Source organism: Aquimarina acroporae (genome assembly GCF_023195925.1).
In the GTDB taxonomy this organism is placed as follows: Bacteria; Bacteroidota; Bacteroidia; order Flavobacteriales; family Flavobacteriaceae; genus Aquimarina; species Aquimarina acroporae.
This window is the reverse complement of record NZ_JALPRE010000022.1, coordinates 30,025-55,751: the sequence shown is the minus strand read 5'-3', so window position 1 is coordinate 55,751 and position 25,727 is coordinate 30,025. Positions and strand designations below refer to the sequence as shown.

Below are 25,727 nucleotides of genomic sequence, written 5' to 3'. Positions count from 1 at the left end.
TAGCTGGTTTCAACAAAAGTAATACAAAGCTAGCGGTCTTGCTAGATATTAACAATATATTAAAACTATATTATTTTATTAGTTAGTTGTCTATATAAATATGACGTTTATACTATCAATAATTAGACCCAAAAATGAAAAAAAATAAAAATTTATCAAGGAATCTAATTTTGTAAGCTGTATGTCACATCCTATTAGACTTGAAATACATCAATTTTGTTACACCCCACTTAAGATAATTAGGTTTTTTCTTTTTTACACAAAAACTTACCTAAATATATGATATCAAAAAGTTAATTTTTGGTGTTTATACCTTGGATTCTTTATTTTTATCACCAATAAATCGAAACACTATGAAAAGAATTGCTCTATTTGCTTCAATACTCCTACTTGTCGCGTGTCAAAAAGAAGAGAAAGGATACTCTATAACCGCTGATGCCGCTGGCTTTGAAGATGGCACTCAAGTTTATATCAATGCCATCAGCCAATCTAATAGGCCTGTTGTAATTGATACTGCAGTAATCAATCAAGGAAAATTCAAAATTTCCCTTCCTCCAGCAGAAAGTAACGATTTCAATTATATTACATTTAAAAACGTCCCTGGGAACATACTGTTTCTAGCAGAAAACTATCCTATACAAATGACTATCTACAAAGATAGTCTTAGATCTTCTGTGGTTAAAGGTGGTCATGAAAATGAGCTATTTTTTGATTATGTGAATACCATGAAAAATTTTAATGAGAAGAAAATTGATCTTAGTAACAAATATCAGATCGCTTCAAAATTAAAAGAAACTGAGAAGGCATTAAAAATAGCTACAGAAAAAGAAGAGATTCTAGAACAAGAAAAACAATACCGAAAAGATCTTATAGATAACAATAGTAATTCATTAGTTTCGATTATGGCACTGACAGATTTACTGAATCTCAAGGCACTTTCTGGCAAGGAAGCTAAAGAAAAATACACTGCTTTACCCGATACCGTAAAAAAGTCTAGATTGGGAAAAAACTTAGATAGACTTATCAATAACGCAGTTGCAATGTCGATGCAAAAAAGAATTGATATTGGTAGTGAGGCAGAAGACTTTTCTGCGCCAACTCCAAACGGAAAAACTATATCGCTTAAGGAATCTATGGGTAAAATTACAATCATAGATTTTTGGGCTTCTTGGTGTAAGCCATGTAGAATGGAAAATCCAAATGTTGTAAGAGTATACAACAAATACCATGACAAAGGATTAAATATTATTGGTGTATCTCTTGACAAGAAACAAGAATCATGGACCAAGGCCATTGCCGATGACAACCTAGATTGGAATCATGTTTCTAATCTTAAATTCTGGCAAGATCCTATTGCTCGTGCTTATGGAGTACGTTCTATTCCTGCAACATTTATTATTGATGAGTCAGGAAAGGTGATTGCTAAAAACCTTAGAGGGCCTGCTTTAGAAAAGAAGATTTCTGAATTACTTGAAGAAAAGTCCTTATAGTAAGTAAAAAAAATAAGAAATAGAAAACGACCCTGTTTGGGTCGTTTTTTTATACATATAACTTATAATTTTCCAAGTCTTTGCATTACAAACAAAATAACGATGGGTATAGCCAATAAACCAATCATAAATAAGTTTTCTTGAAACAACACTGGGGCTAAAAGTAGGGTAATCAAATATCCCCCAACAGCTCCTCCAAAATGGGCATCATGACCAATATTCCCCACCCTATTTTTCATACCAAAAATTGAATACAAAAGGTATCCTATTCCAAAAATGTATGCAGGAATTGGGATTGGGATAAGCATTAAATATAAACTCATAGACGGCTCAAACAAGATTCCTGAGTATATAATTCCTGAAACCGCTCCACTAGCTCCTACAGCACTGTAATGATATTCATCTTTATGAAAGAATAAAGAAAATAGATTACCAAACAAAAGACTCCCAAAATAAATAAGCAAAAATTGAAGATTTCCAACATGCTTAAGAACCACCGGACCAAAGAAATACAAGGTGAACATGTTAAAAAACAAATGTGTTGTATCCACATGTAAAAACCCAGACGAGAGCATTCTTACATGTTCTCCCCTGCGTATACCTCCAATATTAAACTTGTATTTTTCTAAAAAAGAGAAATCGTTGAATCCGGTAATAGAAACCAGAACATTTATTGCTATAATAACAATAAGAACAATATCGATACCAAGTGTACTCATGCAATTATGATTTTGATTCAAATATACCATATATTTTCACCTAAGAAAATCATCATATTTTAAGACTTTGGTATTAGCAAAAGTTTATGAAATATGGCATTGAATAATTATATCTTTGTAGGCTGATATTATTTTTTTCATGCAATTACTCACATATCGTCTTGTGTATCCTATTTTATGGATTATTTCTAAACTACCTTGGCGCATATTTTATATGTTTTCTACGATCATATATGTATTTGCCTATTATGTTATTGGTTACAGAAAAAAGGTAGTCACCCAAAACTTACAACTGGTTTTCCCAAACAAGCCTAAAGAAGAGATATTTCAAATTCGAAAAGCGTTTTACAAACATATGTGCGATATGTTTTTAGAAATGGTCAAAACACTATCTATTTCTAAAGAGGAAATGATCGAGCGATTTGAAATTAAGGATATAGAAGGGTTTAAAGAATTACAAAAACAAGATAAAAGTATTATTGTTTTAATGGGACATTACGCCAGTTATGAATGGGCAATCGCAGCACAATTCGTTTTAGACTTTCCTATTGTTGGAGCATACAAACGTATTAAAAACAAGTATTTTGATGCGCTTGTTCATAGAATAAGAGGACGATTTAAAGCATCACTTATTAGAAGTCATCATGTAGTAAAAGAAATCACAAGAGATAAAGTAAACCATAAGCTAGCGGCTTACGGGTTGTTATCAGATCAATCACCTAGACTAAAAAACGCGATGTACTGGACCGACTTTATGGGGATAAAAATTCCTATAATTACTGGAGGTGAAGTGCTAGCTAAAAGAATGGATTTACCTGTGGTATACCTCAAAGTAGAAAAGGTAAAACGTGGATATTACCAGGCGCAGTTTGTAACAATAACTGATGATCCAAAAAATTGTGAAGACCACTACATTACCAAAACTTATCTAAAAATGCTAGAAGAGCAGATATATAGCCGCCCAGAATTCTATTTATGGACTCATAAACGTTGGAAACACCGCAACGCTCAGATTCCTAAAGGTGCTGTGGTAGATTAACATACCTTTTTTTGATTATAACTTCTTTTAAAAGAAACTCATTTTTAGTTTTTTTTAACACATTATGAGTCGGTATTGACAAAATACCCGTATTTTCGCCATCCAAAACCCTACCCTACTATATGCAGTTACTTATTTATAGAATTGTTTATCCTATACTATGGTTAATTTCTAAATTACCATGGAGGCTGTTCTATGCTTTTTCTACAGGAATTTTTCTTCTTATCTATTATGTTATACGATACAGACGAAAAACGGTCACTGATAACTTAAAACTTGTATTCCCTGAAAAATCATCCAAAGAAATTGCAAGAATAAGGAAGGGGTTCTATCAACATATGTGCGACATGTTTTTGGAAATGATTAAATCTATTTCTATTTCTAATGAAGAAATGAAACAGAGATTTAAAGTCACCAATCTTGAAAAGCTTCAGGAACTAGAAGCCAAAGGTGAAAACATTATGGTATTTATGGCACATTATGCCAGCTATGAATGGTCGAATGTAGTAGATATACAAACAGGTTTTCAAGCCGTAGGTGTGTATAAACGTATAGAAAACAAGTATTTTGATCGTTTGGTTCGAAGAATTAGAGCGCGTTTTGGATCCAGAGTAGTAACGACCAAAAATGCAATGAAAGAGATTATGGCAGATCAAAATCGTGATGGTTTATATATGTATGGTTTGGTCTCCGATCAATCCCCAAAAATATACAATGCCATGTACTGGACTGACTTCCTGGGAATTAAAGTCCCCACATTTATGGGTGCAGAAGTATTGGCAAAAAGGTTAGGTATAAATGTATACTATCTAAAAGTAGAGAAAATAAAACGTGGATATTACGAGGCTACTTTTGTCCCCATAACCGAAGACACTAAAAACTGTGAGGATTACAGTATCGTTAAAAGATACCTTAGAATGCTAGAAGAGCAAATCAAGAGTAATCCGGAGTACTACCTCTGGTCACATAAACGCTGGAAACATCGCGAGGCTTTATCTAAAGCTCCGGAAGGCGCTACAATAGATTAATAAATGTTTATGTATCCAATACTGATAAATAACTTACCTTTATGAGTTTTTAATACATACACATGCAATTACTAATTTATAGTATTACCTATCCAATAATCTTAGGAATATCTAAATTACCTTGGAAACTGTTCTATTCATTCTCTACCTGTATATATCTTTTAACTTACTATATAATACGATACAGAAGAAAAACGGTGACAGAAAATCTAAACCTAGTTTTTCCAGAAAAATCTAAGAAAGAAATAAAAAAAATACGTAAAGCTTTTTATAAACATATGTGTGATATGTTTTTAGAAATGACAAAATCGCTTTCTATTTCTCGCGAAGAATTGATAAAACGATATAAAGTGACAAATCTCAATGAGTTTCACGAATTTGAAAGGAAAAACAAAGGTATTATCACACTAATGGGGCATTATGGAAGCTTTGAATGGTCTAATGCTATCGACTTAGTATCTGTAAATCCGTGTGTTGGTATCTACAAACAAATTAAAAATAAACATTTTGATAAATTGGCACATCGAATACGTGGTCGATTTAACTCAAGACTTATAGCTAGTCATAAGGTAGCGAGACAAATAATTAAAGATAAACGAGAGAATACAATATGCACTTATGGTATGATATCTGATCAATCTCCGAAAATAAATAATGCTAAATACTGGACAGATTTTTTGGGAATAAAAGTGCCAATATTTCTTGGTGGTGAATTTTTAGCACAACGTCTTGATGTTATTGTTTTATACCTACATGTCGAAAAAATAAAAAGAGGATATTATGAGGTAAAGTTCATCCCAATAACCGAAAATAGTAAAGAAGAAGAAAAATTCTATGTTATAAAACAGTATCTACAACTTCTAGAAAAACAAATACGAGAAAAGCCCCAATACTACCTATGGACTCATAAACGTTGGAAACATAAAGATTCACCTAAACCGGAAGGTGCTATTATTGATTAGTTCCTTCCGATCCATGTTTAAATAAGTACCATGTAAATTAAATACCTGCAATTCCTTTTAATACTTTTATTGTTTCTTCCGCTAATTGATCTGCTTTCTCCTGACTCATAGCTTCTGTATAAATACGAATAATAGGTTCTGTATTACTTTTTCTCAGATGCACCCAACAATCTTCAAAATCGACTTTTACCCCGTCTACAGTAGACACTTCTTCTTGCTGGTGTTTTTGATGAAATCCTTTTAAAATAGCATCAACATCTAACTCTGGAGTAAGTTGTACTTTATTTTTACTCATAAAATAAGATGGGTAGCTATTTCTAAGCTCACTTACGCTACATTTTTTCTCTGCCAAGTGTGTTAAAAACAAAGCAACGCCTACCAAAGAATCTCTTCCGTAGTGCAATTCGGGATAGATAATACCTCCATTACCTTCTCCACCTATCACGGCTTTATTCGCTTTCATTTTTTCTACCACATTTACCTCTCCAACTGCACTAGCTTCGTAGGTACCATTATGTTTTTGCGTCACATCTCTTAACGCTCTACTCGACGACAAGTTAGAAACTGTATTTCCAGGAGTTTTTCCTAACACAAAATCTGCACAAGCAACCAATGTATATTCTTCACCAAACATTTCTCCATCTTCGCTCATAAAAGCCAATCGATCTACATCAGGATCAACGGTTAGTCCAAAATCGGCCTTTTCCTTAACCACTAATTCTGACAAGTCTGTTAAATGCTCCTTAAGCGGCTCCGGGTTGTGAGGGAAATGCCCATTTGGTTCACAATATAACTCTACTACGTCTACCCCCATTTTCTTCAACAACTTAGGGATAGCGATTCCTCCAGTAGAATTAACTGCATCTACAACCACTTTAAAGCCAGCTTCTTTTACTAAATCGGCATTTACCAGTGAAAGATCTAAAACTTCATCGATATGCTTGTCAATATAAGTATCATTAACTGTGATAGTACCTAAGTCATCCACTTCAGCAAAAACATAATCGTCATTTTCAGCTATTTCTAAAATCTTTTTACCATTTTCAGCATTTAAAAACTCTCCTTTATGGTTTAGTAATTTTAATGCATTCCATTGCTTAGGGTTATGACTAGCTGTTAGAATAATGCCTCCATTGGCTTTTTCTAAAGGAACAGCAACTTCGACTGTAGGAGTGGTTGAGAGACCTAAATCTACCACATGTATTCCCAAACCTACCAAGCTATTCATAACTAATTGTTGGATCATTGAACCAGAAATTCTGGCATCTCTCCCAACAACAACAATAGGATGTTCTTTTTCTGATTCTTTTTTCAGCCAGGTCCCATATGCCGAGGCAAATTTTACGGCATCTACAGGCGTAAGATTGTTCCCTACCACACCTCCAATAGTTCCTCTTATTCCTGAAATAGATTTTATTAATGTCATATAATATTGATGTCTGTTGTATAATTTGAACGCAAATGTACAAGGTATCATACATTACTACAACTTTACTAATAAAGTTTACAAAAAAACAATATTCAATTCCCAAAAAATTGTAAATTCCCCTAATGAATTTTTTAGCTCATATCTATCTCTCTGGCCAAGATCCAGAACTAAAAATTGGCAATTTTATCGCCGATTCTGTAAAAGGAAAAAAATTCTTAGAATATCCAAAAAGAATAAGCCAGGGCATTACACTGCATCGAAAAATTGATAGTTATACTGATTCTCATGAAATTGTAAAGCAAAGTATATCTAGATTATCTCCAAAGTATGGGAGATATAGTTCGGTAATTGTAGATATTCTCTATGATCATTTTTTGGCCGCAAACTGGAAAGACTATTCTGCCACTCCGCTGGAACAGTACACCTTGGATTTTTATGATTTATTACTTGATTACTATGAGATTTTACCTCAAAAAATTCAGAACTTTCTTCCTTACATGATTCGAGACAACTGGTTATTAAGCTATGCGACTATTTCTGGTATAGGAAGTGTACTTTCGGGCATGAACCGAAGAACAAAAAATAGATCAAAAATGAATTTTGCTGTTATCGAACTAGAGCAGTATTATACAGATTTTGAAAAGGAATTTCGTTCCTTTTTTGAAGAACTCGAAGTATTCACCAAAAACGAAATGAGAACATTATGAGAGTTTTAGTATTATCATTACTCCTTATTCTTAGTTATTCTTGTAAAACTGAAACTACCAAACCTCCTGTAAAAGCACCTATAAGAGGACTAATTGCTAATAAAGCCATGGTGGTTTCTGCTAGAGCTGAAGCATCAAAAATCGGTAAAGAGATTATGCTTAAAGGTGGTAATGCTTTTGACGCTATGGTCGCTACCGAAATGGCCTTAGCAGTAGCATACCCCTACGCCGGTAATCTTGGCGGCGGTGGATTTATGGTCTACCGAATGGCCAATGGAGATATTGGTGCCTTAGATTATCGTGAAAAAGCACCTCTTGCTGCATCAAAAGACATGTATCTTGATGAAAACGGAGATCCTATCCCAGAGAAAAGCCAATTGGGTAGTTTAGCCGTTGGAGTACCGGGAACAATTGCTGGAATATTTGAAGTACATGAAAAGTTCGGAACATTACCAATTAAAGAACTATTATCTCCTGTGGTTGATCTAGCTAAAAAAGGATTTGTAGTTACCGAAAAACAAGAAAAACGTTTTCAACATTATAAAGACCTATTTCTTAAGGTAAATACTGACACCATCCCAATACTAAGAGGGTATACAGCAAACGACACCCTAAAAAATGAAGCCTTAGCATCAACTTTAGAACGAATTATTGAAAACGGAAAAGATGAATTTTACAAAGGTGAAACCGCTAAAAAACTAGTGGCTTTTATCCGTAATCATGGCGGAATTATAACCATGAATGATCTTAAAAAATACAAAGCAAAATGGCGAAAACCAGTAGAGTTTAAATATAAAGATCTCAAAGTAATCTCGATGTCTCCGCCTTCTAGTGGAGGTATTTGCCTTGCTCAAATCATGAAAATGATAGAACCTCATGATCTTACGAGTTTTGGTCATAATAGCTTAAAAACTATACAAGTGATTACAGAGGCAGAAAGAAGAGCTTATGCAGATCGTAGTTTTTACCTTGGTGATCCTGATTTTGTAAAAATCCCTATCGATACGCTCATCGATAACTCATACTTAAAAGGAAGAATGGATAGTTTTAGCTTTGACAAAGCCACACTGTCTTCAGAAATCGATTATGGCCAAATTCCTGGTTATGAAAGCGAAGAGACTACTCACTACTCTATTGTAGACTCTTTTGGTAATGCAATTTCTGTAACTACAACACTTAATGGAGCTTATGGTTCTAAATTGTATGTAGACGAGCTAGGTTTCTTCCTAAACAACGAAATGGACGATTTTAGTGCCAAGCCGGGTACACCAAATATGTTTGGGCTTATAGGAGCCGAAGCCAATGCTATTGCCCCAGAAAAAAGAATGTTGAGCTCTATGACACCTACCATAGTTGAAAAAAATGATAAATTTTGGATGTCTGTTGGGACTCCAGGAGGTTCTACCATTATCACATCGGTATTACAAACCATACTCAATGTGGAAGAATTTGAAATGACCATGCAAGAAGCTGTAAATGCTCCAAGATTTCATCATCAGTGGTTACCAGATGTGGTTGTATTCGAACCTAATTCTTTTGACAAAACCCTCTTGCAACAATTGCAATCCAAAGGGTACAACATCAACGAAGAAGAGTCTAGAATTATTGGTAAAGTTGATGGTATTCTTGCACTACCAGATGGAACTCTAGAAGGAGGCGCAGATAAACGTGGAGACGATACTGCTGATGGTTTTTAAAATCGTCATGCGTATCTACTAAACATGTAACAATGGAATTTGTTTCAAAACTAATTAACGCATTCGAAGATACCGCTAATGCCGAAGAAGCAAAAGGCATGGAAGCCTATATGAAAAACTTATTCCAGTTTTATGGTATTAAGGCACCAATACGAAAAAAGATATTGAAGGAGCTTGTAGATGATCATAAGGACTATTTTACACATTCTAACGTAACCAAAATAACCCACACTTTGTATAAAAAACCACATCGTGAATTACATTATTGTGCGATCGAATTAACAGCCAGGTTTTTGAAGAAAACATATAAAGTAAGTGATCTAGATTTTATAAAGACTTTAATTACTACCAATTCCTGGTGGGATAGCGTAGACTTTATTGCTAAACACGTTTTAGGAAATTATTTACTTCTATTTCCTAAAGAAATTTCTAGCGTGATTCCTGAATTCTCCAATTCAGAAAATATGTGGTTAAATAGAAGTGCAATTCTATTTCAGTTGGGATATAAAGATAAAACAGATACCAAACTATTATTTTCGCTTTGTGCGCAGCACAAATCATCTGATGAGTTTTTTATAAAAAAAGCCATTGGATGGGCTTTGCGAGAATATTCAAAAGTTAATCCACGGGCGGTAAAAGATTTTGTCTCCAAAACTAAATTAAAGCCCCTATCAGAAAAAGAAGCTTTGAAAAGAATACAGCTATAAAAAAGCATGATTATTATATAATAACCATGCTTTTTAAAACTATTTATTAATTTACTAATAGAACTTATAACCAACTCCCAGTTGGAAAGTCCCTAAGTTTGTATCGAAACCATCTACATCAGAAAGGTTGGCAATACCGGCGTTATATCTTAGGTTAAATAACAAACCTATATCTGTTAACTCATACCCAGCTCCAAAAGATAAACCAAAATCAAATGATTTTGTCGAATCTTCAATGGCATCATCTGCAGAAACTCTAATACCAAATTGTGGTCCTGCCTCTAAACTAAAACCTTCTACCGGATAGTACTTCCCTATCCCCAGTACTCTAATAAAATTCGCCTCTATATCCTCTGACCCTTCAGAAGAATATAAAAGTTCTGGTTGAATGTGAAATTTCTCATTTAAGGTAAAATCTGCCAAACCTCCAATAAACAAACTTGTTCTGCCATCGGCATCGGCATCTTGACCAAATTTTGAAAAGTTCACCCCGGCTTTAACACCAAATACAACTTCCTGAGCATTCATAGTCGTTAATGCCCCCAACAAAAAAATGGCTAAAAATACTTTTTTCATTTTCAATAATTTATGTGATTAATTGGGATAAAAGTATGAAAGTTACTCCATTGAATCGAGCCCTTTGAGCGTTAAAAAAAACTATCTTTTTGTTAAAGAATCTTAATTTTAAGGAATAAAAAAAGGGAGCTATAAATAGCTCCCTTTTTACAATATATATGAGTTTTACTTCACTTCTTCAAAGTCAACATCTTCTACATCGCTTCCTTCAGATCCATCACCTCCAGATTGATCTCCTCCGGCATCTGGTCCTGGCTGTCCATTTTGTTGTGCTTCCGCTTGTGCTTTGTACATCTCTTCACTAGCTACTTTCCATGCTTCATTGATTTTATCAAGAGCTGGCTGTATTACAGCTAAATCTTTAGATTCGTAAGCTTTTTTAAGCTCTTCCAAAGCTTCTTCGATTGGTTTTTTCTTATCATCAGATAATTTGTCACCAAACTCTTTCAACTGCTTTTCTGTTTGGAAGATCATTCCATCAGCTTCATTTAATTTGTCTGCAGTTTCTTTTGCAGCTTTATCTGCCTCAGCATTTGCTTCGGCTTCTTGTTTCATTCTTTCGATTTCTTCCTCTGTTAATCCAGAAGACGCTTCGATACGAATATCCTGAGACTTATTTGTTGCTTTATCTGTTGCAGATACTTTGATAATACCATTTGCATCAATATCAAAAGTAACTTCAATCTGCGGAACTCCTCTTTGTGCAGGTGGTATTCCATCTAAGTGGAATCTACCAATAGTTTTATTATCTGCTGCCATTGGGCGCTCCCCTTGTAGCACATGAATTTCAACAGAAGGCTGATTATCTGCCGCTGTAGAGAACACCTGTGATTTCTTAGTAGGAATTGTTGTATTGGCTTCAATAAGTTTTGTCATTACATTACCCATTGTTTCAATTCCTAAAGAAAGTGGAGTTACATCTAATAAAAGTACATCCTTAACATCTCCTGTTAATACACCTCCTTGAATTGCTGCTCCAATTGCCACAACCTCATCTGGGTTTACTCCTTTACTTGGTGCTTTCCCAAAGAACTTTTCTACCGCTTCTTGTACCGCAGGAATACGAGTAGATCCTCCTACTAAGATAATCTCATCGATATCACTTGTTGATAATCCTGCAGCTTTTAATGCTGTTCGACAAGGCTCGATAGTACGTTTTACTAAATCATCAATTAATTGATCAAACTTAGATTTTGTAAGTGATCTTACTAAGTGTTTTGGTCCACTTGCAGTAGCAGTAACATAAGGTAAGTTGATTTCAGTCTGTGGAGACGATGACAACTCTATTTTTGCTTTCTCTGCAGCTTCTTTAAGACGTTGTAATGCCATTGGGTCTTCTCTAAGATCCATGTTCTCATCTGCCTTAAATTCTTCAGCCAACCAATCAATTATTTTTTGATCTACATCATCTCCTCCTAAGTGGGTATCACCATCTGTAGATAATACTTCGAATACTCCATCTCCTAATTCTAGAATAGAAACGTCATGAGTACCTCCACCAAAATCGAATACAACAATTTTTTGATCGGTTCCTTTTTTATCTAAACCATAAGCCAATGCCGCTGCAGTTGGCTCATTAATAATTCTTTCTACTTTTAAACCTGCAATTTCTCCAGCCTCTTTAGTAGCCTGGCGCTGTGCATCATTAAAATATGCTGGTACAGTAATTACTGCACGAGTTACTTCTTGATCCAAAAACTCCTCTGCCGTTTTCTTCATTTTCTGAAGTGTCATTGCCGAAAGTTCTTGTGGAGTATATAAACGACCATCGATATCTACTCTTGGTGTGTCGTTATCTCCTTTTACCACTTTATAAGCTGCTCTTTCTACTTCTTTTGAAGATTCTGAGAATTTATTCCCCATGAACCTTTTAATAGAAGCAATCGTCTTGGTTGGATTGGTTACCGCCTGACGTTTTGCTGGATCTCCTACCTTAATCTCTCCACCTTCAACAAAAGCAATCACCGATGGAGTTGTTCTTTTTCCTTCTGAGTTAGTAATAACCACAGGATCATTACCTTCCATTACAGAAACACAAGAGTTGGTAGTTCCTAAATCTATTCCTATTATTTTACTCATTTTTATTATAAATTGTTATAGTGTTGTTCCTAAATATTCACAACCGACTTAGGTCAATGATTATGCCAATACGATCTATATGACAGGTTGTCATTAAGATAGTTAATCACACCTTCTAATTTATAGTTTCTACCATAAACCACAACCAATAAGAATTCTGCAAAAAACAGATTTATTTATTACCAAAAAACTATATTTACCCCGTTAAATATTTCAATAATTACGAATTATGGAATGTATCAGTATTTTTGATATGCTGAAAATTGGTGTAGGACCATCTAGCTCCCACACCTTAGGACCTTGGCGTGCAGGGCGAAGATGGATTGCTGAATTAAAAAAAGAAGGAGCATTTGACCATATCACTACTATTAAAGTAGACTTATTTGGTTCTTTATCCTTAACTGGTAAAGGCCATGCTACAGATATTGCCGTTATTTTGGGGTTATGTGGATATGACCCACAAACTATAGAAGTCGCTTCTATTGGTTCTTTAATAGATCATATAACAACTTCCAAAAAACTTAATTTTAACACTGAGTTACAAGTAGATTTTGACCCAAAGACACAAATTGTTTTTAATAAAGAGTTCAAAGATTTTCATCCTAACGCGATCACTTTTCATGCACAATTAGAAAGTGGTCAGAAAATATCTTCTTCCTTCTATTCTATTGGAGGTGGATTCGTGGTTAAAGAAGAAAGAAAGAGACAAGAAAAGAAATTAGAGGAATTTAAAGGTTTCCCTCTACCCATACAAAAAGCCACAGACCTTTTGGCATACTGCAAGGAAAAAAATAAAAACGTTTCAGAAATTGTTCTGGAAAATGAACAATCTTTACGAAGCGATAAAGAAATAGATCAAAGAATTGCCGAGGTATGGAAAGTAATGTTGGAATCTATGTATACCGGTTGTCATACCGAAGGAACACTACCTGGTGGATTGAATGTTCGCAGACGGGCCTTTGATACTCATAAAAAACTGATTGGTGAGACACCCTATACTACACCGGAAGAATGGATAGAAGCTATACGAGATACAGAAGTGAAATTTCGTCAAATTCTTAAATGGGTATCTTGTTTTGCATTGGCAGTGAATGAAGTTAATGCCTCTTTAGGTAGAGTAGTTACTGCTCCAACCAACGGAAGTGCTGGGGTCATACCCGCAGTAATGATGTATTATATGGTTATCGAAAATCACGATGCCAACTTTGATGATATAAAACAATTTATGCTGGTGGCTGGTGAAATTGGAAGTCTCTTCAAAAAAGGGGCTACCATTTCTGCTGCTATGGGAGGTTGTCAGGCCGAAATAGGAGTTTCATCGGCAATGGCAGCTGGAGCACTCACCGAACTCATGGGAGGTACTCCAGAACAGGTTTTAATGGCAAGCGAAATAGCAATGGAACATCATCTTGGATTAACTTGTGACCCAATAGCAGGATTGGTACAAGTTCCTTGTATCGAAAGAAATGCAATGGGTGCTGTAAAGGCTATAAATGCATGTGAAATGGCACTAGATACCGATGCTGCAAATGCCAAAGTTCCCCTTGATAAGGTTATAGAAACCATGTGGGAAACAGCTCAGGATATGCATACCAAATACAAGGAAACTAGCGAAGGAGGTTTAGCAGTAAAAGTAAGTTTAAGCGATTGCTAAAACTTAACATACCTATTTATTTACATCCTTCTTTCCTGCGAGTGTCTGCAAGTGCCATGATTTTCCAAGAAGTACCGCTATTGTACAATTGGAAAACATTCACCCCACAATGGCTAAAGATACCATTAAGATAAAATTCATAGGGTGTCCAAACATTTGCAATGCCATCATTCGCATCAATTTTAAATGATAATAATCTTTCATCCCATTTCTGATCAGCGGGTCGCTTATGTATAACAGTCAAAAATTTCTGAACGTCGGTTTTCACCGCTTTTATTTCTCCTTCTTTGGTTGTTACAATGGTTTGCAATACCATTCCTGAATCAATTGTTTTACTAATTTTTGAAGTATCTCCTTGATGAAAACCTTCAAAAAACTCTAAAATGGTAGCTTTTACCTGTTCCTTGTAAATTTTACTTTCATCTGTTGAGGAATTTTGTTGCGAATATCCATACATAAAACAGAAAAAAAGTAAGCCAAGAGTGATTGAAATTTTATACATAAAGTCGTTTTATTGATTTGCATAAAAATAAGATTTTAAATGTTATCTCAAATTTGAAACATGCTTAAAGGGAAATTATACCCTTTTCTCAATGATATATACTTGTCATGATATAAGTAAATGATTACTTTTACAGCTCTAAATTATAACTACAATGTCCACAGCAAAAAAAGACTATAAACGCGTTACGGTTAAATCTCTTGTAGAAATGAAAGCTAACGGAGAGAAAATTTCTATGTTAACAGCCTATGATTTCACAATGGCCAAAATTGTAGATGGTGCGGGAGTCGACGTAATTCTTGTTGGTGATTCGGCTTCAAATGTAATGGCTGGTCATGAAACTACATTACCCATTACATTAGATCAAATGATATATCATGCTTCATCTGTGATTCGGGCTATCTATCGCGCTCTTATAGTTGTTGACATTCCTTTTGGAAGTTATCAAAGTGATCCTAAAGAAGCCTTACGATCTGCCATTAGAATTATGAAAGAGTCTGGAGCACATGCAGTAAAAATGGAAGGTGGAAAAGAAGTTAAAGAATCTATCAAAAGAACGTTGAATGCGGGAATTCCTGTAATGGGACATCTTGGGTTAACTCCTCAATCGATCTATAAATTTGGAACATATACAGTAAGAGCTAAGGAAGAAGAAGAAGCCCGTAAATTAAAGGAAGATGCCCTAATGTTAGAAAAAATAGGTTGCTTTGCTATTGTACTTGAAAAGGTTCCGGCAAAGTTAGCCAAAGAAGTGGCAGACAGTTTAACCATTCCGGTAATAGGTATTGGTGCAGGAAGCGGAGTTGATGGACAGGTTCTTGTTACACATGACATGTTAGGAATGACACACGAATTTAACCCTAGATTTCTTAGACGTTATCTAGATATGTACACAGAAATGACCAATGCTTTCAAACAATATGTAAGCGATGTCAAATCTGTTGACTTCCCAAACGAAAATGAACAATACTAGAATACGTTAACAGCATTGTCGGTAAAAACAATTTCAAATAAAAAAAATCTCCTGGTTCTTCATGAAGATAATCACATTATAGTGATTAATAAACGTCCAGGAGATATTGTTCAGGGTGACAAAACTGGGGATAAACCTTTAAGCGATGTTGTTAAGGAGTATATTGCTGATAAGTATAGTAAACCAGGTAATGTATATCTCGGGGTAGTACATCGATTAGATCGCCCTACTAGTGGAATTGTGGTATTTGCCAGAACCAGCAAAGCTTTACCAAGGTTAAATAAACTTTTTGCCAACAAAGAAGCTCAAAAAACCTATTGGGCGATCGTAAAAAAAGAACCTCCCAAACAACAAGATTTACTAACTCATTGGCTAAAAAGAAACCCAAAACAAAATAAGTCTTATGCCAACAAACATGAAGTTCCCGACAGTAAAAAAGCTATTTTAGAATACAAAATACTCAAGAAGCTACAAAACTACTTTTTACTCGAAATAGATCTTCATACTGGGAGGCATCATCAAATTCGAGCCCAACTTTCTACCATTGGATCTATCATTAAAGGAGATCTAAAATACGGAGCAGACAGAAGCAATAAAAATGGTAGTATACATTTACATGCGCGTAAACTTAGTTTTATTCACCCAGTGAAGAAAGAGTCTATAACTATTATAGCTCCACCTCCAGAAGATCCAGTATGGAATGATTGTGTTTAATAATTGTTTTCAACACGTTCATACCTTTTTAAATAAAAAAAGCTTATTAGATAATTTAGTTGCTTTGACTCAATAATCATAACCAATTCATGATGTTAACTTATGTAAAACATCTCTAAAACTATCCCCAATTGGTATTTCTGTTTTCCCTATTTCCACATCATGTTTGGTATAAGCAGTAACTTTATCCTTGTTTACAATATACGACCGATGTGTACGTAAAAAGCGGTCATCCAATAATTCTAAAAAAGTAGTGATACTATGTTTTGTAACATAATTATCGTCAGGTAAATGAATTCTTATGTAATCTTTTATACTTTCTATGTAAAGAATGTCATTAAAAAAAACTTTTACCTGTTTGCGGTCTTTCCTAATAAATATAAAATCAGGTTTTATAGACGACTCTAAAACATTAGTTTGTAATCGATTATTATCCTGGAGCGCTAAGAACTTTTCGATAGCTTTAAGAAAACGTCCAAATGTTATGGGTTTCAAAAGGTAGTCAACAGCATTGAGTTCAAAACCTTCAATTGCATAATCTCTGTAAGCCGTGGTAAAAATAACCTTAGGTTTATGAATAAGGTTTTTTAAAAATTCTGTACCTCGTAACACGGGCATTTCTATATCAAGAAATAACAAATCTACCGATTGTTGTTGTATTATTTTACTAGCTTCAATAGCTGTTTCACAACTGGCAAAAATCTCAAAATCGTCTAACTGATTAAGGTGATTTTTTATGAGGTTTCTTGCAAGTTCCTCATCGTCTACTATGATACATTTATAGATCTTGCTCATTTCTTATTATTGTGTAGCTCCAGGGTTACCAAATATCGTTCATTTATATCTAAAATAGTGAGAGAATGAGATTCCAAATACAATAACTCCAATTGTTTCCTTACATTTTTTAACCCTAACGGTTCCTCTTTACTTTCAAGCTTTGTATTTGGTTTGGTATTTTCTACACTAAAATGAATCCACTCGTTTTCGGCTTTTAAATCTATATTAATTTGAGCTTGGTTTAAGGCTTGTTTTACACCATGTTTAAAAGCGTTCTCAACAAATGTTAGTAAGATTAGAGGGGCAATATAAGTATCATCAGATATAGCTTGTTTGAAACTTATGTTCACACGTTTCCCATAACGTACTTTTTCTAAAGCTAAATAATTTTCGATAAGTTCTACTTCCTTCTGCAAAGGCACATATTGATCCTTACATCTGTATAAAATGTAATCCAAAATATCCGATAACCGTTCAATAACTTCTGGTGTTTTATCAGATTTTTCTAATGCTAACGAGTACAAATTATTTAATGTGTTAAATAAAAAATGTGGATTTAACTGACTTTTCAAAGCCAACAGTTCTGCGGTTTTTTTTTGCTCTTTAAATTGTAATATTTGCTGCTGATTTTTATAAATCCTTCCTACCAAAAGCAATACAGTGGGAGTCAAAAACTTAATGCATTTACTTAAAAATACGCTTGGGTAAGCTAGTCGTTCCAAAAGTGACTCTTTAGCGTATTGCTTTCCTAATTCATTATAGGTTTCGTAGTATTTGGGGTCATAATACCAAAATTTAAACAGATTATAGATAACAAACAAACCAAACAATAACCCCAAAAGAAGTACGCCAAACACTATATACTTTTTCTTATTTAAAAACCTGGGAATTAAAATATATAAACACGAGTATGCTGTTAATATCTGAGTAAAAACAACCATAAGATTAAATTCTACGACTTGTACATAACTAGAATAAAAGTTGAAATTAGCAGTAAGAATAAAATATAAAAACACAAAGACCCAAAACAAAATGTGCTTTCCGAGATTTGAATTAAAATGTGATTTAAATATCTGCATAATTGAGTTGTAAAAATAGAATTTATACCCAAACCAAACTGTTTTTATCTACTAATACCCCGTTTTGATCCTATGTTTCAGCTAAAATAGTCTACTAACCCCATATTTAAGTTTTATAGTTGTAAATAGCGTGTTAGTCTATTTTTTCTAAAATGAGTGTTTCGTTGAAATAGTTTTATACCGAATTTAAACATTTGGTATCATGAAGAATCTATTCCTTCTTTTCTCGTGTCTTTCTTTTTTGGGCTTTTCACAAGAACATCGTATTCCCTTTTATAAAGAGAAAATAAACATTGAAGGAAAACTAACCGAATCTATTTGGCCACAAATCCCGGAAATTACAGGTTTCTACAATTGGATGCCAACAGATATAGGGCTAGCAGAGAATCAAACCAAAGTAAAAATGTTTCATGATGGTGAGTTTTTATTCGTGAGTGCTATTTACAAAGATTCTGAATCTAGAATACAAACCAATTCACTAAAACGTGATGCGTCAATTGGGTTGAGCGATTCGTTTATACTGATTTTGGATACGCAAAATCAACAACAAAACGCTTACTATTTTGCTGTAAATGGTTATGGAACACAAGTAGATGGTTTAGTTGAGCGGGTAAACGAAGGGTATGATTTTAGTTTAAGCTGGAATACGGTCTGGAAAGCTGCAACATCGGTTAATGGCACCGATAAAATTTATGAAATCGCTATTCCTCTAAAACACCTAAACTACAATAAGGGAAACACTGTATTCGGTATTCAAATGTATGTTAGAGATATCAAAAAGAATTCTTGGACGATTTTAAGTAATGTAAAACGTAATTATCGCTTATTCGATTTAAGATTTACCACACCGTTTATATTTGAAAACATTCCAAACAAATCTACATCTCGTTTTACCGTTACTCCTTCTATGACCGTAAATTATCAGAATGATGTTTTGGAAAATGAGGAAGAAACTACTTTTAAACCCAGCTTAGATTTACAATATAACCTTACATCATCATTAAGATTGGATGGAACCATCAATCCTGATTTTTCTCAGATAGATGTAGATCAGCAGGTAACTAACCTAACACGGTTTGCTATCTTTTTTCCTGAACGTCGTAATTTTTTTCTAGAAAATGCAGATCTCTTTTCTAATCTAGGAGTAAATGATGTAAATCCATTTTATTCACGAAGGATTGGAGCAACCAGTGATATACAATTTGGAATAAAACTATCTGGAAATATCTCTCAAAAAACACGTATTGGAATATTAAATGTGCAAACCAATGAAGATGATGATATTGATGCACAAAACTTTACTGCGTTGGTAGGAGAACAACAGTTATCTAAGAATTTCACAACAACCGGTTTTTTAATTAATAGACAACAGACCAATAGATTTCAATTTTTAAACAATTACAACCGGGTAACAGGTATAAATCTTAATTTTAAATCAGACAACAATAAATGGACAGGTGTTGCGAATTACGGTAAGAGTTTTAATCATAACCTTACCAAAAAAAATAATTATTACAATGTTGGTATTTGGTTTAACAAACGTGGCTTGGCATGGAATGTTAGTCTTAAAAGCTTGGGCGAAAATTATATTACAGATGTTGGTTTTACACCAAGGCTGTATAATTATGATGCCATTAATGATGTTGTAATTAGGGAAGGCTACACACAGACAACAGTAAGTTTGGAGTACGAAAAGTTCTATGATAGCTCAAAAAAACTAAATTCAATACGATTAATTAATTACAGTAACAACAATTATTTTAATACAGATGGGAGTCTGTCACAATCATCACACTTTTTAAATTCTGCTTTGTTTTTTAAAGACTTATCGGCTATTTATTATGTGTTTAATTATGATTATATCGACCTGAAATATGGATTCGACCCCTTGGGTAATGGCAATGCAGTAACACCAGATATTTATCACTTTGGAATTTTAAAAATCGGCTATAATTCGCCCAATAATCAAAAATTCAGATACCGACTTAATATACAGAAAGGTACCTATTATGGTGGTAAAAGAACAACAGCAGGTGCATATTTAAACTATCAATTATTACCTTTTGCAAATTTTGAACTATCGTATGACATTAACGATATTGATCTAGACATTCTAGGTAAAGAAACATTTCATTTGGTACGTTTTACTAAAGAAATCTTCTTTAACAATCGTCTTAATTGGACTACCTATTTGCAATACAACACTCAACAAAACAATTTCAATGTTAATAGCAGGTTACAATGGGAATACAAACCTTTGTCTTATTTGTACTTTGTTATTACAGACAATTTTAACCAAGAAATTTCCAGAACAAATTGGGGAGTTGCTTTTAAAATGAATTACCGTTTTGATTTTTGATTTCCTGTCATCTCATGAAGCAAAATTGACAGTTAAGATAAATTCTATTTATATGTTCTTATACTTTCTATTACTACTGAAGTTAGAATAAGAACCCCACCTATTACCGTTGAAAGCGCTGGTATTTCTTTCAAAAAAACAATTCCTATAATAATACCATATACAGGTTGCACACTACTTATAATGCTAGCCGTCGTGATCGAAAACCGCTTAAAACTAGATAAAAATAAAGTATGACCAATTGCTGTAGTTAATAGTGCAAGAGTTAAAGTTGCTGGCCATTGATCTTTTATCCCTGAACTATCAAAAATGAATAAAAAAGGTAACAAACATATACTTACTACAACCAATTGGTACCACATTAAAACAGAGCCATTATAATTTCCAACTTTTGTTTTCATGATAAGATTTCGCAGCGAATAACATAGTGCCGAAATAATTCCTAAGATAACTGCCTTGGTATAGGAATTTTCAAAATCTAAATCTGGCACTAAAAAATAAATACCCAACAGCACTAAAAGAGCCAACAATAAATGCACTTTTTGAAATTTAGTTTTTAATAAAAGAGGCTCCAAAAGCGCAGTAATTACGGGATAAGTGAAAATAGACAACATCCCAATAGCCACATTAGACAATTTTAAAGCATAGAAATAGGTGATCCAATGCAATCCCATTAAAACACCACTTAAAATAATAGTTGGACGATCCTTACTTCCTGTACTGAAGGATATTTTTTTCCACTTACAAAAAAGAAATAGTAAAATCCCTGCTAATATCGCTCTAAAACCAATAATTACCGGAACCGGCATATCTATATATCTCCCCAAAGCTCCCGAAGTACTAATTAGTAACATCGCCAAATTAAGCTCAAGAATATTTTTAAAATGTTGATTATTTTCCATAAAAATCTAAAAAATATTATCGCACCTGCCCTTTTGCCTTTTCTTTAATAATATCGGCAACGGGCCTACCTTCAATATTACTTTCTAACCATGACAATATGTCTAAGTACAGGAAAGCCCTTTTCTCATAAGGATGATTTTCATATTGTTTTAGCCTTTTATGTAGTTTTCTAAATTCATCTTTGATTTGATGCGGAAATATATCTCCAAGGTTTCTTAGAAATTTAATCATCTCTTTTTGTACTTCGTGCAAATCATCCATTTTAATTAGAAACCTATAAGTCTCTTTAAGTTGTGTTTCCAAATGATAATCCATTCCCGCTTCATAATGAGCTACCAAACTTAATACTCTGGAGAAACACATCAAATCTTCCCGCATTTTTAAAGATTTGTTATTGATAATTTTCGCAAGATATTCAATACTCTTCCTATGATTCCCCATTCCAAAATACAAACAACCTATTTTGTAATAAAACACCATAATATGGTGATCGTCTAATCTGTTTTTAAAATTTTCAATTCCATTTAATATTTCCTCTACCAAATACTCTCCTTCCTCGAACGTGCCTTCCAAAAAATGAATATTTAATTTATTGTTATAGATAAATTGAAATGACAATACTTCGATATTATCATCATTGGGGAAAGATTCTTTTTCTATGGCTTCCTCAAATTCAGCAAGCATCATCTTTAACTTTGTTTTATCCTTGATTAGATACAAGGACTCCAATAAATAATGATTACCTCTTAAAAAAAATACTGGATTTAGACCTATCATTTTGGGATGCTCATAGAACAAATCAACCCATTTTTTAGAATATTTATAACAAGACAAAAAATCCTGAATAATAAAACTATACCACAAATGAGCTTTATACAACCACAACTTCTCTCTAAATCCTAGTAAATTCCATTCATATTTAGGTAACTTGCTATGAAAATAGTTGGTAATAACATTATGCTCTTTATCGTTCCTAACATATCCACTTTTCAGCATAAGACCATACAACTGTAGTGACAGGTTAGATAGTCTACTGGTAAGCACGTTTTTCATGCTTAACATTTTTGCCTCTACGGTGAGTTCATCGGCTCTGTTATTAATACTTCTAGTTATATATTGAGTTTCTATGATTTTTTCTAGCTCGACGATTTCATAAGCAATATTATGCTCTTCATTCTCTTTTGCCAATGCTTTTGCCTTGTCTAAAATCTTGAGACTTTGCTTATATAAACCTTTATGATATAATATAGAAGCAAAATCTAACTGCTCTCGAATTTGAGATCTTATATTTTGATGCAAAGGACTCAACCTAAGACTAATCAAAATTTGTTTGTATAAATGCGCCTTTAAATTAGAAAGCTGTTGTTTCTTTACGATACCTTTTTTAACAATAAGTTCTTCATCTAAAACATCATTTTTATCTAAGTGATTAAATAAAGCTAGAAATTTTGAATCTGTATTCACTCCTAACCGACCAACATACACCTTAAATTGGCGTTTTTCCGATTTGGAAAGTGACTTTATCAAAACAAACAAAGGATCTTTTTGATCATTAGTCATTGTAAGAAAATATATTGTAATTAACTGATTAAAAAGAAGTTAAGTTTTATAAAAAACATTTTAGCATTGTAAAACAATCATCCAAATACTTCCCTTTTGAATTCCCAAAATATAAATTCGTAAGAGATTAAAGAAACATCTTTGAAGAATATTTTTTAAAGATCCTTTTTTCTACTAAGCACAAAAAATAATTCACGGGATTCTTATGAGTGATAATAAAGTACACATATTCGATACAACTTTAAGAGACGGGGAACAGGTCCCTGGTTGTAAACTAAACACAAAACAAAAACTTGTAATCGCAGAGCAGTTAGACCAACTTGGTGTAGATATTATAGAAGCAGGTTTTCCTGTTTCTAGCCCTGGAGATTTCTCTTCGGTAAATGAAATTGCCAAAATCGTTAAGAATTCTACTGTTTGTGGACTTACTAGAGCTGTAGAAAACGATATTAAAGTAGCCGCTGAAGCCTTAAAATATGCCAAAAGACCCAGAATACATACGGGGATAGGAACTTCTGACTCTCATATTAAATACAAATTTAATAGTACTCAGGAAAAAGTGATTGAGAGAGGAATTGCTGCGGTTAAATATGCTAAATCTTTTGTTGAAGATGTAGAATTTTATGCTGAAGATGCTGGTCGCACCGACAATGAATTCTTGGCACGAGTTTGTGAAGCCATGATCAAAGCTGGGGCGACCGTTCTTAATATACCAGATACCACGGGATATTGCCTTCCCGAAGAATATGGTGCCAAGATCAAATACCTAAAAGAAAATGTCACTGGAATCGATAAAGTAGTTATCTCTTGCCATTGCCATAACGATTTAGGACTTGCTACAGCCAATTCTATTTCTGGAGTAATTAATGGTGCAAGGCAAATTGAATGTACTATTAACGGTATTGGAGAACGAGCAGGAAACACTTCATTAGAAGAAGTAGTTATGATAATGAAGCAACATCCGTATTTAAATCTTAATACCGAAATTAATTCTAAATTATTGTATGAAACTAGTCAGATAGTATCTGATCATATGGGTATGCTGGTTCAACCGAACAAGGCAATTGTAGGAGCCAATGCATTTGCTCATAGCTCTGGGATTCATCAGGATGGAGTCATCAAAAACAGAGAAACATATGAAATCATCGATCCAGCTGAAGTTGGTGTAACTGAATCAGCCATTGTTCTCACGGCCAGAAGCGGAAGAGCCGCATTAGCCTATAGAGCTAAAAAGGTCGGGTATGAATTAACCAAACTCCAGCTGGACGATGTATATAGAGAATTTTTGACCTTCGCAGACAGAAAAAAAGAGGTGGTAGATGAAGATATCCACGTAATCATGAAAAATTCAAATATTACTTCCGCAGTAGTAGCATAAAAAAATAGTAATGAAGAAAACCTTATTTGATAAAGTTTGGGATGCACATGTGGTCAAAGAAATTAAAGACGGGCCGCAGATATTGTATATTGACAAGCATCTTATCCACGAAGTTACAAGTCCACAAGCATTTGGAGAATTGGAACAACGTGGAATTCCTATTTTTAGACCCGATCAAATAGTAGCAACAGCAGATCATAATACACCAACTGTGGATCAACATCTTCCTGTTAAAGATGATTTATCACGTAATCAATTGGCAGAGCTAACCAAGAACTGCGAAAAAAATAACATTACTTTATATGGACTAGGTCATAAGTACAATGGTATTGTGCATGTTATGGCGCCAGAATTGGGAATTACACAACCGGGCATGACCATGGTATGTGGAGATAGCCACACCTCTACTCATGGGGCATTCGGGACCATAGCATTTGGTATAGGTACTAGTCAGGTTGCCCAGGTATTCGCCAGCCAGTGTTTACTGTTACAAAAACCTAAAAGCTTACGTGTAAATGTAAATGGAAAGTTGAAGCCCGGCGTACTCCCTAAAGACGTGATCTTATATATTATCGCTAAACTAGGAACAAATGCGGGCACTGGTTATTTCTGTGAATATGCTGGTAACGTGTTCGAAGAAATGTCTATGGAAGGTCGTATGACCGTTTGTAATATGAGTATTGAGATGGGTGCTCGTGGAGGAATGATTGCTCCAGACGAAACTACTTTTGAATATGTAAAAGGAAGAGAATTTGCTCCTAAAGGTGATGATCTCGAAAACAAATTAGCCTATTGGAAGACTCTCTCAACCGATAAAGGTGCTGTATTTGATAAAGAATATCATTTTGATGCTGCCGATATTGATCCAATGATTACATATGGAACTAACCCGGGAATGGGAATTAAGATCACAGAGCTAATTCCATCAGAGAATAATGCATCTTTTGAGAAATCACTGGCTTATATGAATTTTGAGAAAGGACAATCTTTAATTGACCAAAAAGTAAATTATGTTTTCATCGGAAGCTGCACCAATAGTAGAATTGAAGATTTTAGAGTAGCTGCCAGTTTCATAAAAGGGAAGAAAAAAGCAGATAACGTTACCGCCTGGTTTGTTCCTGGATCTCGGCAAGTAGCACAACAAATAGTAGAAGAAGGATTAAATGAAGTTTTTGAAAATGCTGGATTTAGACTTCGTCAACCAGGGTGCTCAGCATGTCTAGCGATGAATGATGATAAAATTCCTGAAGGAGAGTATTGCGTTTCTACCTCTAATAGAAACTTTGAAGGAAGGCAAGGACAAGGAGCCAGAACCATTTTGGCAAGCCCATTGGTAGCAGCTGCGACGGCAATTGAAGGAAAAATTATAGACATTACAAAACAACTAAATTAATA

General features: G+C 34.1%; 22 protein-coding genes. 13 read left to right on the top strand and 9 right to left on the bottom strand.

What is annotated here, in order from left to right:
• Positions 1-353 precede the first annotated feature (353 nt).
• Positions 354-1,490: a TlpA disulfide reductase family protein gene (locus tag M0D21_RS22185; protein ID WP_248333630.1), complete on the top strand. Its 1,137-nt coding sequence runs from the start codon at positions 354-356 to the stop codon at positions 1,488-1,490.
• A 62-nt stretch (positions 1,491-1,552) separates the two neighbouring features.
• Here M0D21_RS22185 and M0D21_RS22180 read toward each other — a convergent pair whose 3' ends face one another.
• Positions 1,553-2,209, bottom strand: a complete 657-nt coding sequence (locus M0D21_RS22180; RefSeq protein ID WP_248333628.1) for a rhomboid family intramembrane serine protease — start codon at positions 2,207-2,209, stop codon at positions 1,553-1,555.
• A 139-nt stretch (positions 2,210-2,348) separates the two neighbouring features.
• Between M0D21_RS22180 and M0D21_RS22175 the strand changes: the two genes are divergently transcribed.
• The 3 genes from M0D21_RS22175 to M0D21_RS22165 all read left to right on the top strand — a co-directional run bounded on the left by M0D21_RS22175 (position 2,349) and on the right by M0D21_RS22165 (position 5,238).
• Complete coding sequence (locus tag M0D21_RS22175; RefSeq protein ID WP_248333625.1) at positions 2,349-3,248, top strand: lysophospholipid acyltransferase family protein; 900 nt, start codon at positions 2,349-2,351, stop codon at positions 3,246-3,248.
• 122 nt (positions 3,249-3,370) lie between these two features.
• Positions 3,371-4,276, top strand: a complete 906-nt coding sequence (locus M0D21_RS22170) for a lysophospholipid acyltransferase family protein (protein ID WP_248333624.1) — start codon at positions 3,371-3,373, stop codon at positions 4,274-4,276.
• Positions 4,277-4,338: 62 nt separating this feature from the next.
• Positions 4,339-5,238: a lysophospholipid acyltransferase family protein gene (locus M0D21_RS22165; RefSeq protein ID WP_248333622.1), complete on the top strand. Its 900-nt coding sequence runs from the start codon at positions 4,339-4,341 to the stop codon at positions 5,236-5,238.
• 37 nt (positions 5,239-5,275) lie between these two features.
• Here M0D21_RS22165 and glmM read toward each other — a convergent pair whose 3' ends face one another.
• Positions 5,276-6,664, bottom strand: coding sequence for a phosphoglucosamine mutase (glmM, locus tag M0D21_RS22160; protein WP_248333621.1), 1,389 nt, complete (start codon positions 6,662-6,664; stop codon positions 5,276-5,278).
• A gap of 125 nt (positions 6,665-6,789) precedes the next feature.
• On the opposite strand from glmM, the gene M0D21_RS22155 reads away from it, so the two are divergent.
• From M0D21_RS22155 to M0D21_RS22145, 3 genes are read left to right on the top strand one after another with little or no spacing between them, the layout of a single operon-like run.
• On the top strand, positions 6,790-7,374 hold the full coding sequence (locus M0D21_RS22155; RefSeq protein ID WP_248333616.1) for an acyl carrier protein phosphodiesterase: 585 nt from the start codon (positions 6,790-6,792) through the stop codon (positions 7,372-7,374).
• Positions 7,371-9,071, top strand: a complete 1,701-nt coding sequence (gene ggt, locus M0D21_RS22150) for a gamma-glutamyltransferase (protein ID WP_248333614.1) — start codon at positions 7,371-7,373, stop codon at positions 9,069-9,071. The genes M0D21_RS22155 and ggt overlap by 4 nt, the downstream gene beginning before the upstream one ends.
• A 32-nt stretch (positions 9,072-9,103) precedes the next feature.
• The gene (locus M0D21_RS22145; protein WP_248333613.1) at positions 9,104-9,778 is read left to right on the top strand and encodes a DNA alkylation repair protein; all 675 of its coding nucleotides are present in this window, start codon (positions 9,104-9,106) and stop codon (positions 9,776-9,778) included.
• Between the two features lie 54 nt (positions 9,779-9,832).
• Here the strand turns inward: M0D21_RS22145 and M0D21_RS22140 are convergent, their stop codons facing one another.
• Positions 9,833-10,354 carry a porin family protein gene (locus M0D21_RS22140; RefSeq protein WP_248333610.1) on the bottom strand — a complete coding sequence of 174 codons (522 nt, stop codon included), beginning with the start codon at positions 10,352-10,354 and terminating at the stop codon, positions 9,833-9,835.
• 165 nt (positions 10,355-10,519) lie between these two features.
• Positions 10,520-12,433 (bottom strand): molecular chaperone DnaK, encoded by a 1,914-nt coding sequence (gene dnaK, locus M0D21_RS22135; RefSeq protein WP_248333609.1) that lies wholly within the window; start codon positions 12,431-12,433, stop codon positions 10,520-10,522.
• Between the two features lie 229 nt (positions 12,434-12,662).
• Between dnaK and M0D21_RS22130 the strand changes: the two genes are divergently transcribed.
• Positions 12,663-14,087 carry an L-serine ammonia-lyase gene (locus M0D21_RS22130; protein WP_248333606.1) on the top strand — a complete coding sequence of 475 codons (1,425 nt, stop codon included), beginning with the start codon at positions 12,663-12,665 and terminating at the stop codon, positions 14,085-14,087.
• Positions 14,088-14,103: 16 nt separating this feature from the next.
• Here M0D21_RS22130 and M0D21_RS22125 read toward each other — a convergent pair whose 3' ends face one another.
• Positions 14,104-14,589: a nuclear transport factor 2 family protein gene (locus tag M0D21_RS22125; RefSeq protein WP_248333603.1), complete on the bottom strand. Its 486-nt coding sequence runs from the start codon at positions 14,587-14,589 to the stop codon at positions 14,104-14,106.
• Positions 14,590-14,743: 154 nt separating this feature from the next.
• Between M0D21_RS22125 and panB the strand changes: the two genes are divergently transcribed.
• Together panB and M0D21_RS22115 are read left to right on the top strand one after the other, a co-directional pair.
• A complete protein-coding gene (panB, locus tag M0D21_RS22120) occupies positions 14,744-15,562 on the top strand; it encodes a 3-methyl-2-oxobutanoate hydroxymethyltransferase (RefSeq protein WP_248333601.1) in 819 nt (272 codons plus the stop codon).
• A gap of 15 nt (positions 15,563-15,577) precedes the next feature.
• Entirely contained in the window at positions 15,578-16,276 is a 699-nt protein-coding gene (locus M0D21_RS22115; protein ID WP_248333600.1) for an RluA family pseudouridine synthase, read from the top strand.
• Between the two features lie 87 nt (positions 16,277-16,363).
• On the opposite strand, the gene M0D21_RS22110 is transcribed toward M0D21_RS22115, so the two are convergent.
• Both M0D21_RS22110 and M0D21_RS22105 read right to left on the bottom strand, forming a co-directional pair.
• Positions 16,364-17,071 carry a LytR/AlgR family response regulator transcription factor gene (locus M0D21_RS22110; protein WP_248333598.1) on the bottom strand — a complete coding sequence of 236 codons (708 nt, stop codon included), beginning with the start codon at positions 17,069-17,071 and terminating at the stop codon, positions 16,364-16,366.
• Positions 17,068-17,994, bottom strand: a complete 927-nt coding sequence (locus tag M0D21_RS22105; protein WP_248333596.1) for a sensor histidine kinase — start codon at positions 17,992-17,994, stop codon at positions 17,068-17,070. Before M0D21_RS22105 ends, M0D21_RS22110 begins: the two co-directional genes overlap by 4 nt.
• A 340-nt stretch (positions 17,995-18,334) precedes the next feature.
• Here M0D21_RS22105 and M0D21_RS22100 point away from each other — a divergent pair, with 340 nt between their 5' ends.
• The gene (locus tag M0D21_RS22100; protein WP_248333593.1) at positions 18,335-20,491 is read left to right on the top strand and encodes a DUF5916 domain-containing protein; all 2,157 of its coding nucleotides are present in this window, start codon (positions 18,335-18,337) and stop codon (positions 20,489-20,491) included.
• Positions 20,492-20,535: 44 nt separating this feature from the next.
• Here the strand turns inward: M0D21_RS22100 and M0D21_RS22095 are convergent, their stop codons facing one another.
• Both M0D21_RS22095 and M0D21_RS22090 read right to left on the bottom strand, forming a co-directional pair.
• Positions 20,536-21,393 (bottom strand): DMT family transporter, encoded by an 858-nt coding sequence (locus tag M0D21_RS22095; RefSeq protein WP_248333592.1) that lies wholly within the window; start codon positions 21,391-21,393, stop codon positions 20,536-20,538.
• A 16-nt stretch (positions 21,394-21,409) separates the two neighbouring features.
• Positions 21,410-22,954, bottom strand: coding sequence for a hypothetical protein (locus M0D21_RS22090; protein WP_248333591.1), 1,545 nt, complete (start codon positions 22,952-22,954; stop codon positions 21,410-21,412).
• A gap of 205 nt (positions 22,955-23,159) precedes the next feature.
• On the opposite strand from M0D21_RS22090, the gene M0D21_RS22085 reads away from it, so the two are divergent.
• Together M0D21_RS22085 and leuC are read left to right on the top strand one after the other, a co-directional pair.
• On the top strand, positions 23,160-24,332 hold the full coding sequence (locus M0D21_RS22085) for a 2-isopropylmalate synthase (RefSeq protein ID WP_248333589.1): 1,173 nt from the start codon (positions 23,160-23,162) through the stop codon (positions 24,330-24,332).
• A 10-nt stretch (positions 24,333-24,342) separates the two neighbouring features.
• Positions 24,343-25,725, top strand: coding sequence for a 3-isopropylmalate dehydratase large subunit (gene leuC, locus M0D21_RS22080; RefSeq protein ID WP_248333587.1), 1,383 nt, complete (start codon positions 24,343-24,345; stop codon positions 25,723-25,725).
• Positions 25,726-25,727: the final 2 nt, after the last annotated feature.

Coding starts and splice junctions, on each gene's coding strand:
- M0D21_RS22145 (WP_248333613.1), top strand. CDS start 9,104: ATGGAATTTGTTTCAAAACTAATTAACGCATTCGAAGATACCGCTAAT.
- glmM (WP_248333621.1), bottom strand. CDS start 6,664: ATGACATTAATAAAATCTATTTCAGGAATAAGAGGAACTATTGGAGGT.
- M0D21_RS22140 (WP_248333610.1), bottom strand. CDS start 10,354: ATGAAAAAAGTATTTTTAGCCATTTTTTTGTTGGGGGCATTAACGACT.
- M0D21_RS22125 (WP_248333603.1), bottom strand. CDS start 14,589: ATGTATAAAATTTCAATCACTCTTGGCTTACTTTTTTTCTGTTTTATG.
- M0D21_RS22185 (WP_248333630.1), top strand. CDS start 354: ATGAAAAGAATTGCTCTATTTGCTTCAATACTCCTACTTGTCGCGTGT.
- M0D21_RS22175 (WP_248333625.1), top strand. CDS start 2,349: ATGCAATTACTCACATATCGTCTTGTGTATCCTATTTTATGGATTATT.
- M0D21_RS22155 (WP_248333616.1), top strand. CDS start 6,790: ATGAATTTTTTAGCTCATATCTATCTCTCTGGCCAAGATCCAGAACTA.
- M0D21_RS22100 (WP_248333593.1), top strand. CDS start 18,335: ATGAAGAATCTATTCCTTCTTTTCTCGTGTCTTTCTTTTTTGGGCTTT.
- panB (WP_248333601.1), top strand. CDS start 14,744: ATGTCCACAGCAAAAAAAGACTATAAACGCGTTACGGTTAAATCTCTT.
- M0D21_RS22180 (WP_248333628.1), bottom strand. CDS start 2,209: ATGAGTACACTTGGTATCGATATTGTTCTTATTGTTATTATAGCAATA.
- M0D21_RS22095 (WP_248333592.1), bottom strand. CDS start 21,393: ATGGAAAATAATCAACATTTTAAAAATATTCTTGAGCTTAATTTGGCG.
- M0D21_RS22170 (WP_248333624.1), top strand. CDS start 3,371: ATGCAGTTACTTATTTATAGAATTGTTTATCCTATACTATGGTTAATT.
- M0D21_RS22085 (WP_248333589.1), top strand. CDS start 23,160: ATGAGTGATAATAAAGTACACATATTCGATACAACTTTAAGAGACGGG.
- M0D21_RS22165 (WP_248333622.1), top strand. CDS start 4,339: ATGCAATTACTAATTTATAGTATTACCTATCCAATAATCTTAGGAATA.
- M0D21_RS22110 (WP_248333598.1), bottom strand. CDS start 17,071: ATGAGCAAGATCTATAAATGTATCATAGTAGACGATGAGGAACTTGCA.
- ggt (WP_248333614.1), top strand. CDS start 7,371: ATGAGAGTTTTAGTATTATCATTACTCCTTATTCTTAGTTATTCTTGT.
- dnaK (WP_248333609.1), bottom strand. CDS start 12,433: ATGAGTAAAATAATAGGAATAGATTTAGGAACTACCAACTCTTGTGTT.
- M0D21_RS22105 (WP_248333596.1), bottom strand. CDS start 17,994: ATGGTTGTTTTTACTCAGATATTAACAGCATACTCGTGTTTATATATT.
- leuC (WP_248333587.1), top strand. CDS start 24,343: ATGAAGAAAACCTTATTTGATAAAGTTTGGGATGCACATGTGGTCAAA.
- M0D21_RS22090 (WP_248333591.1), bottom strand. CDS start 22,954: ATGACTAATGATCAAAAAGATCCTTTGTTTGTTTTGATAAAGTCACTT.
- M0D21_RS22130 (WP_248333606.1), top strand. CDS start 12,663: ATGGAATGTATCAGTATTTTTGATATGCTGAAAATTGGTGTAGGACCA.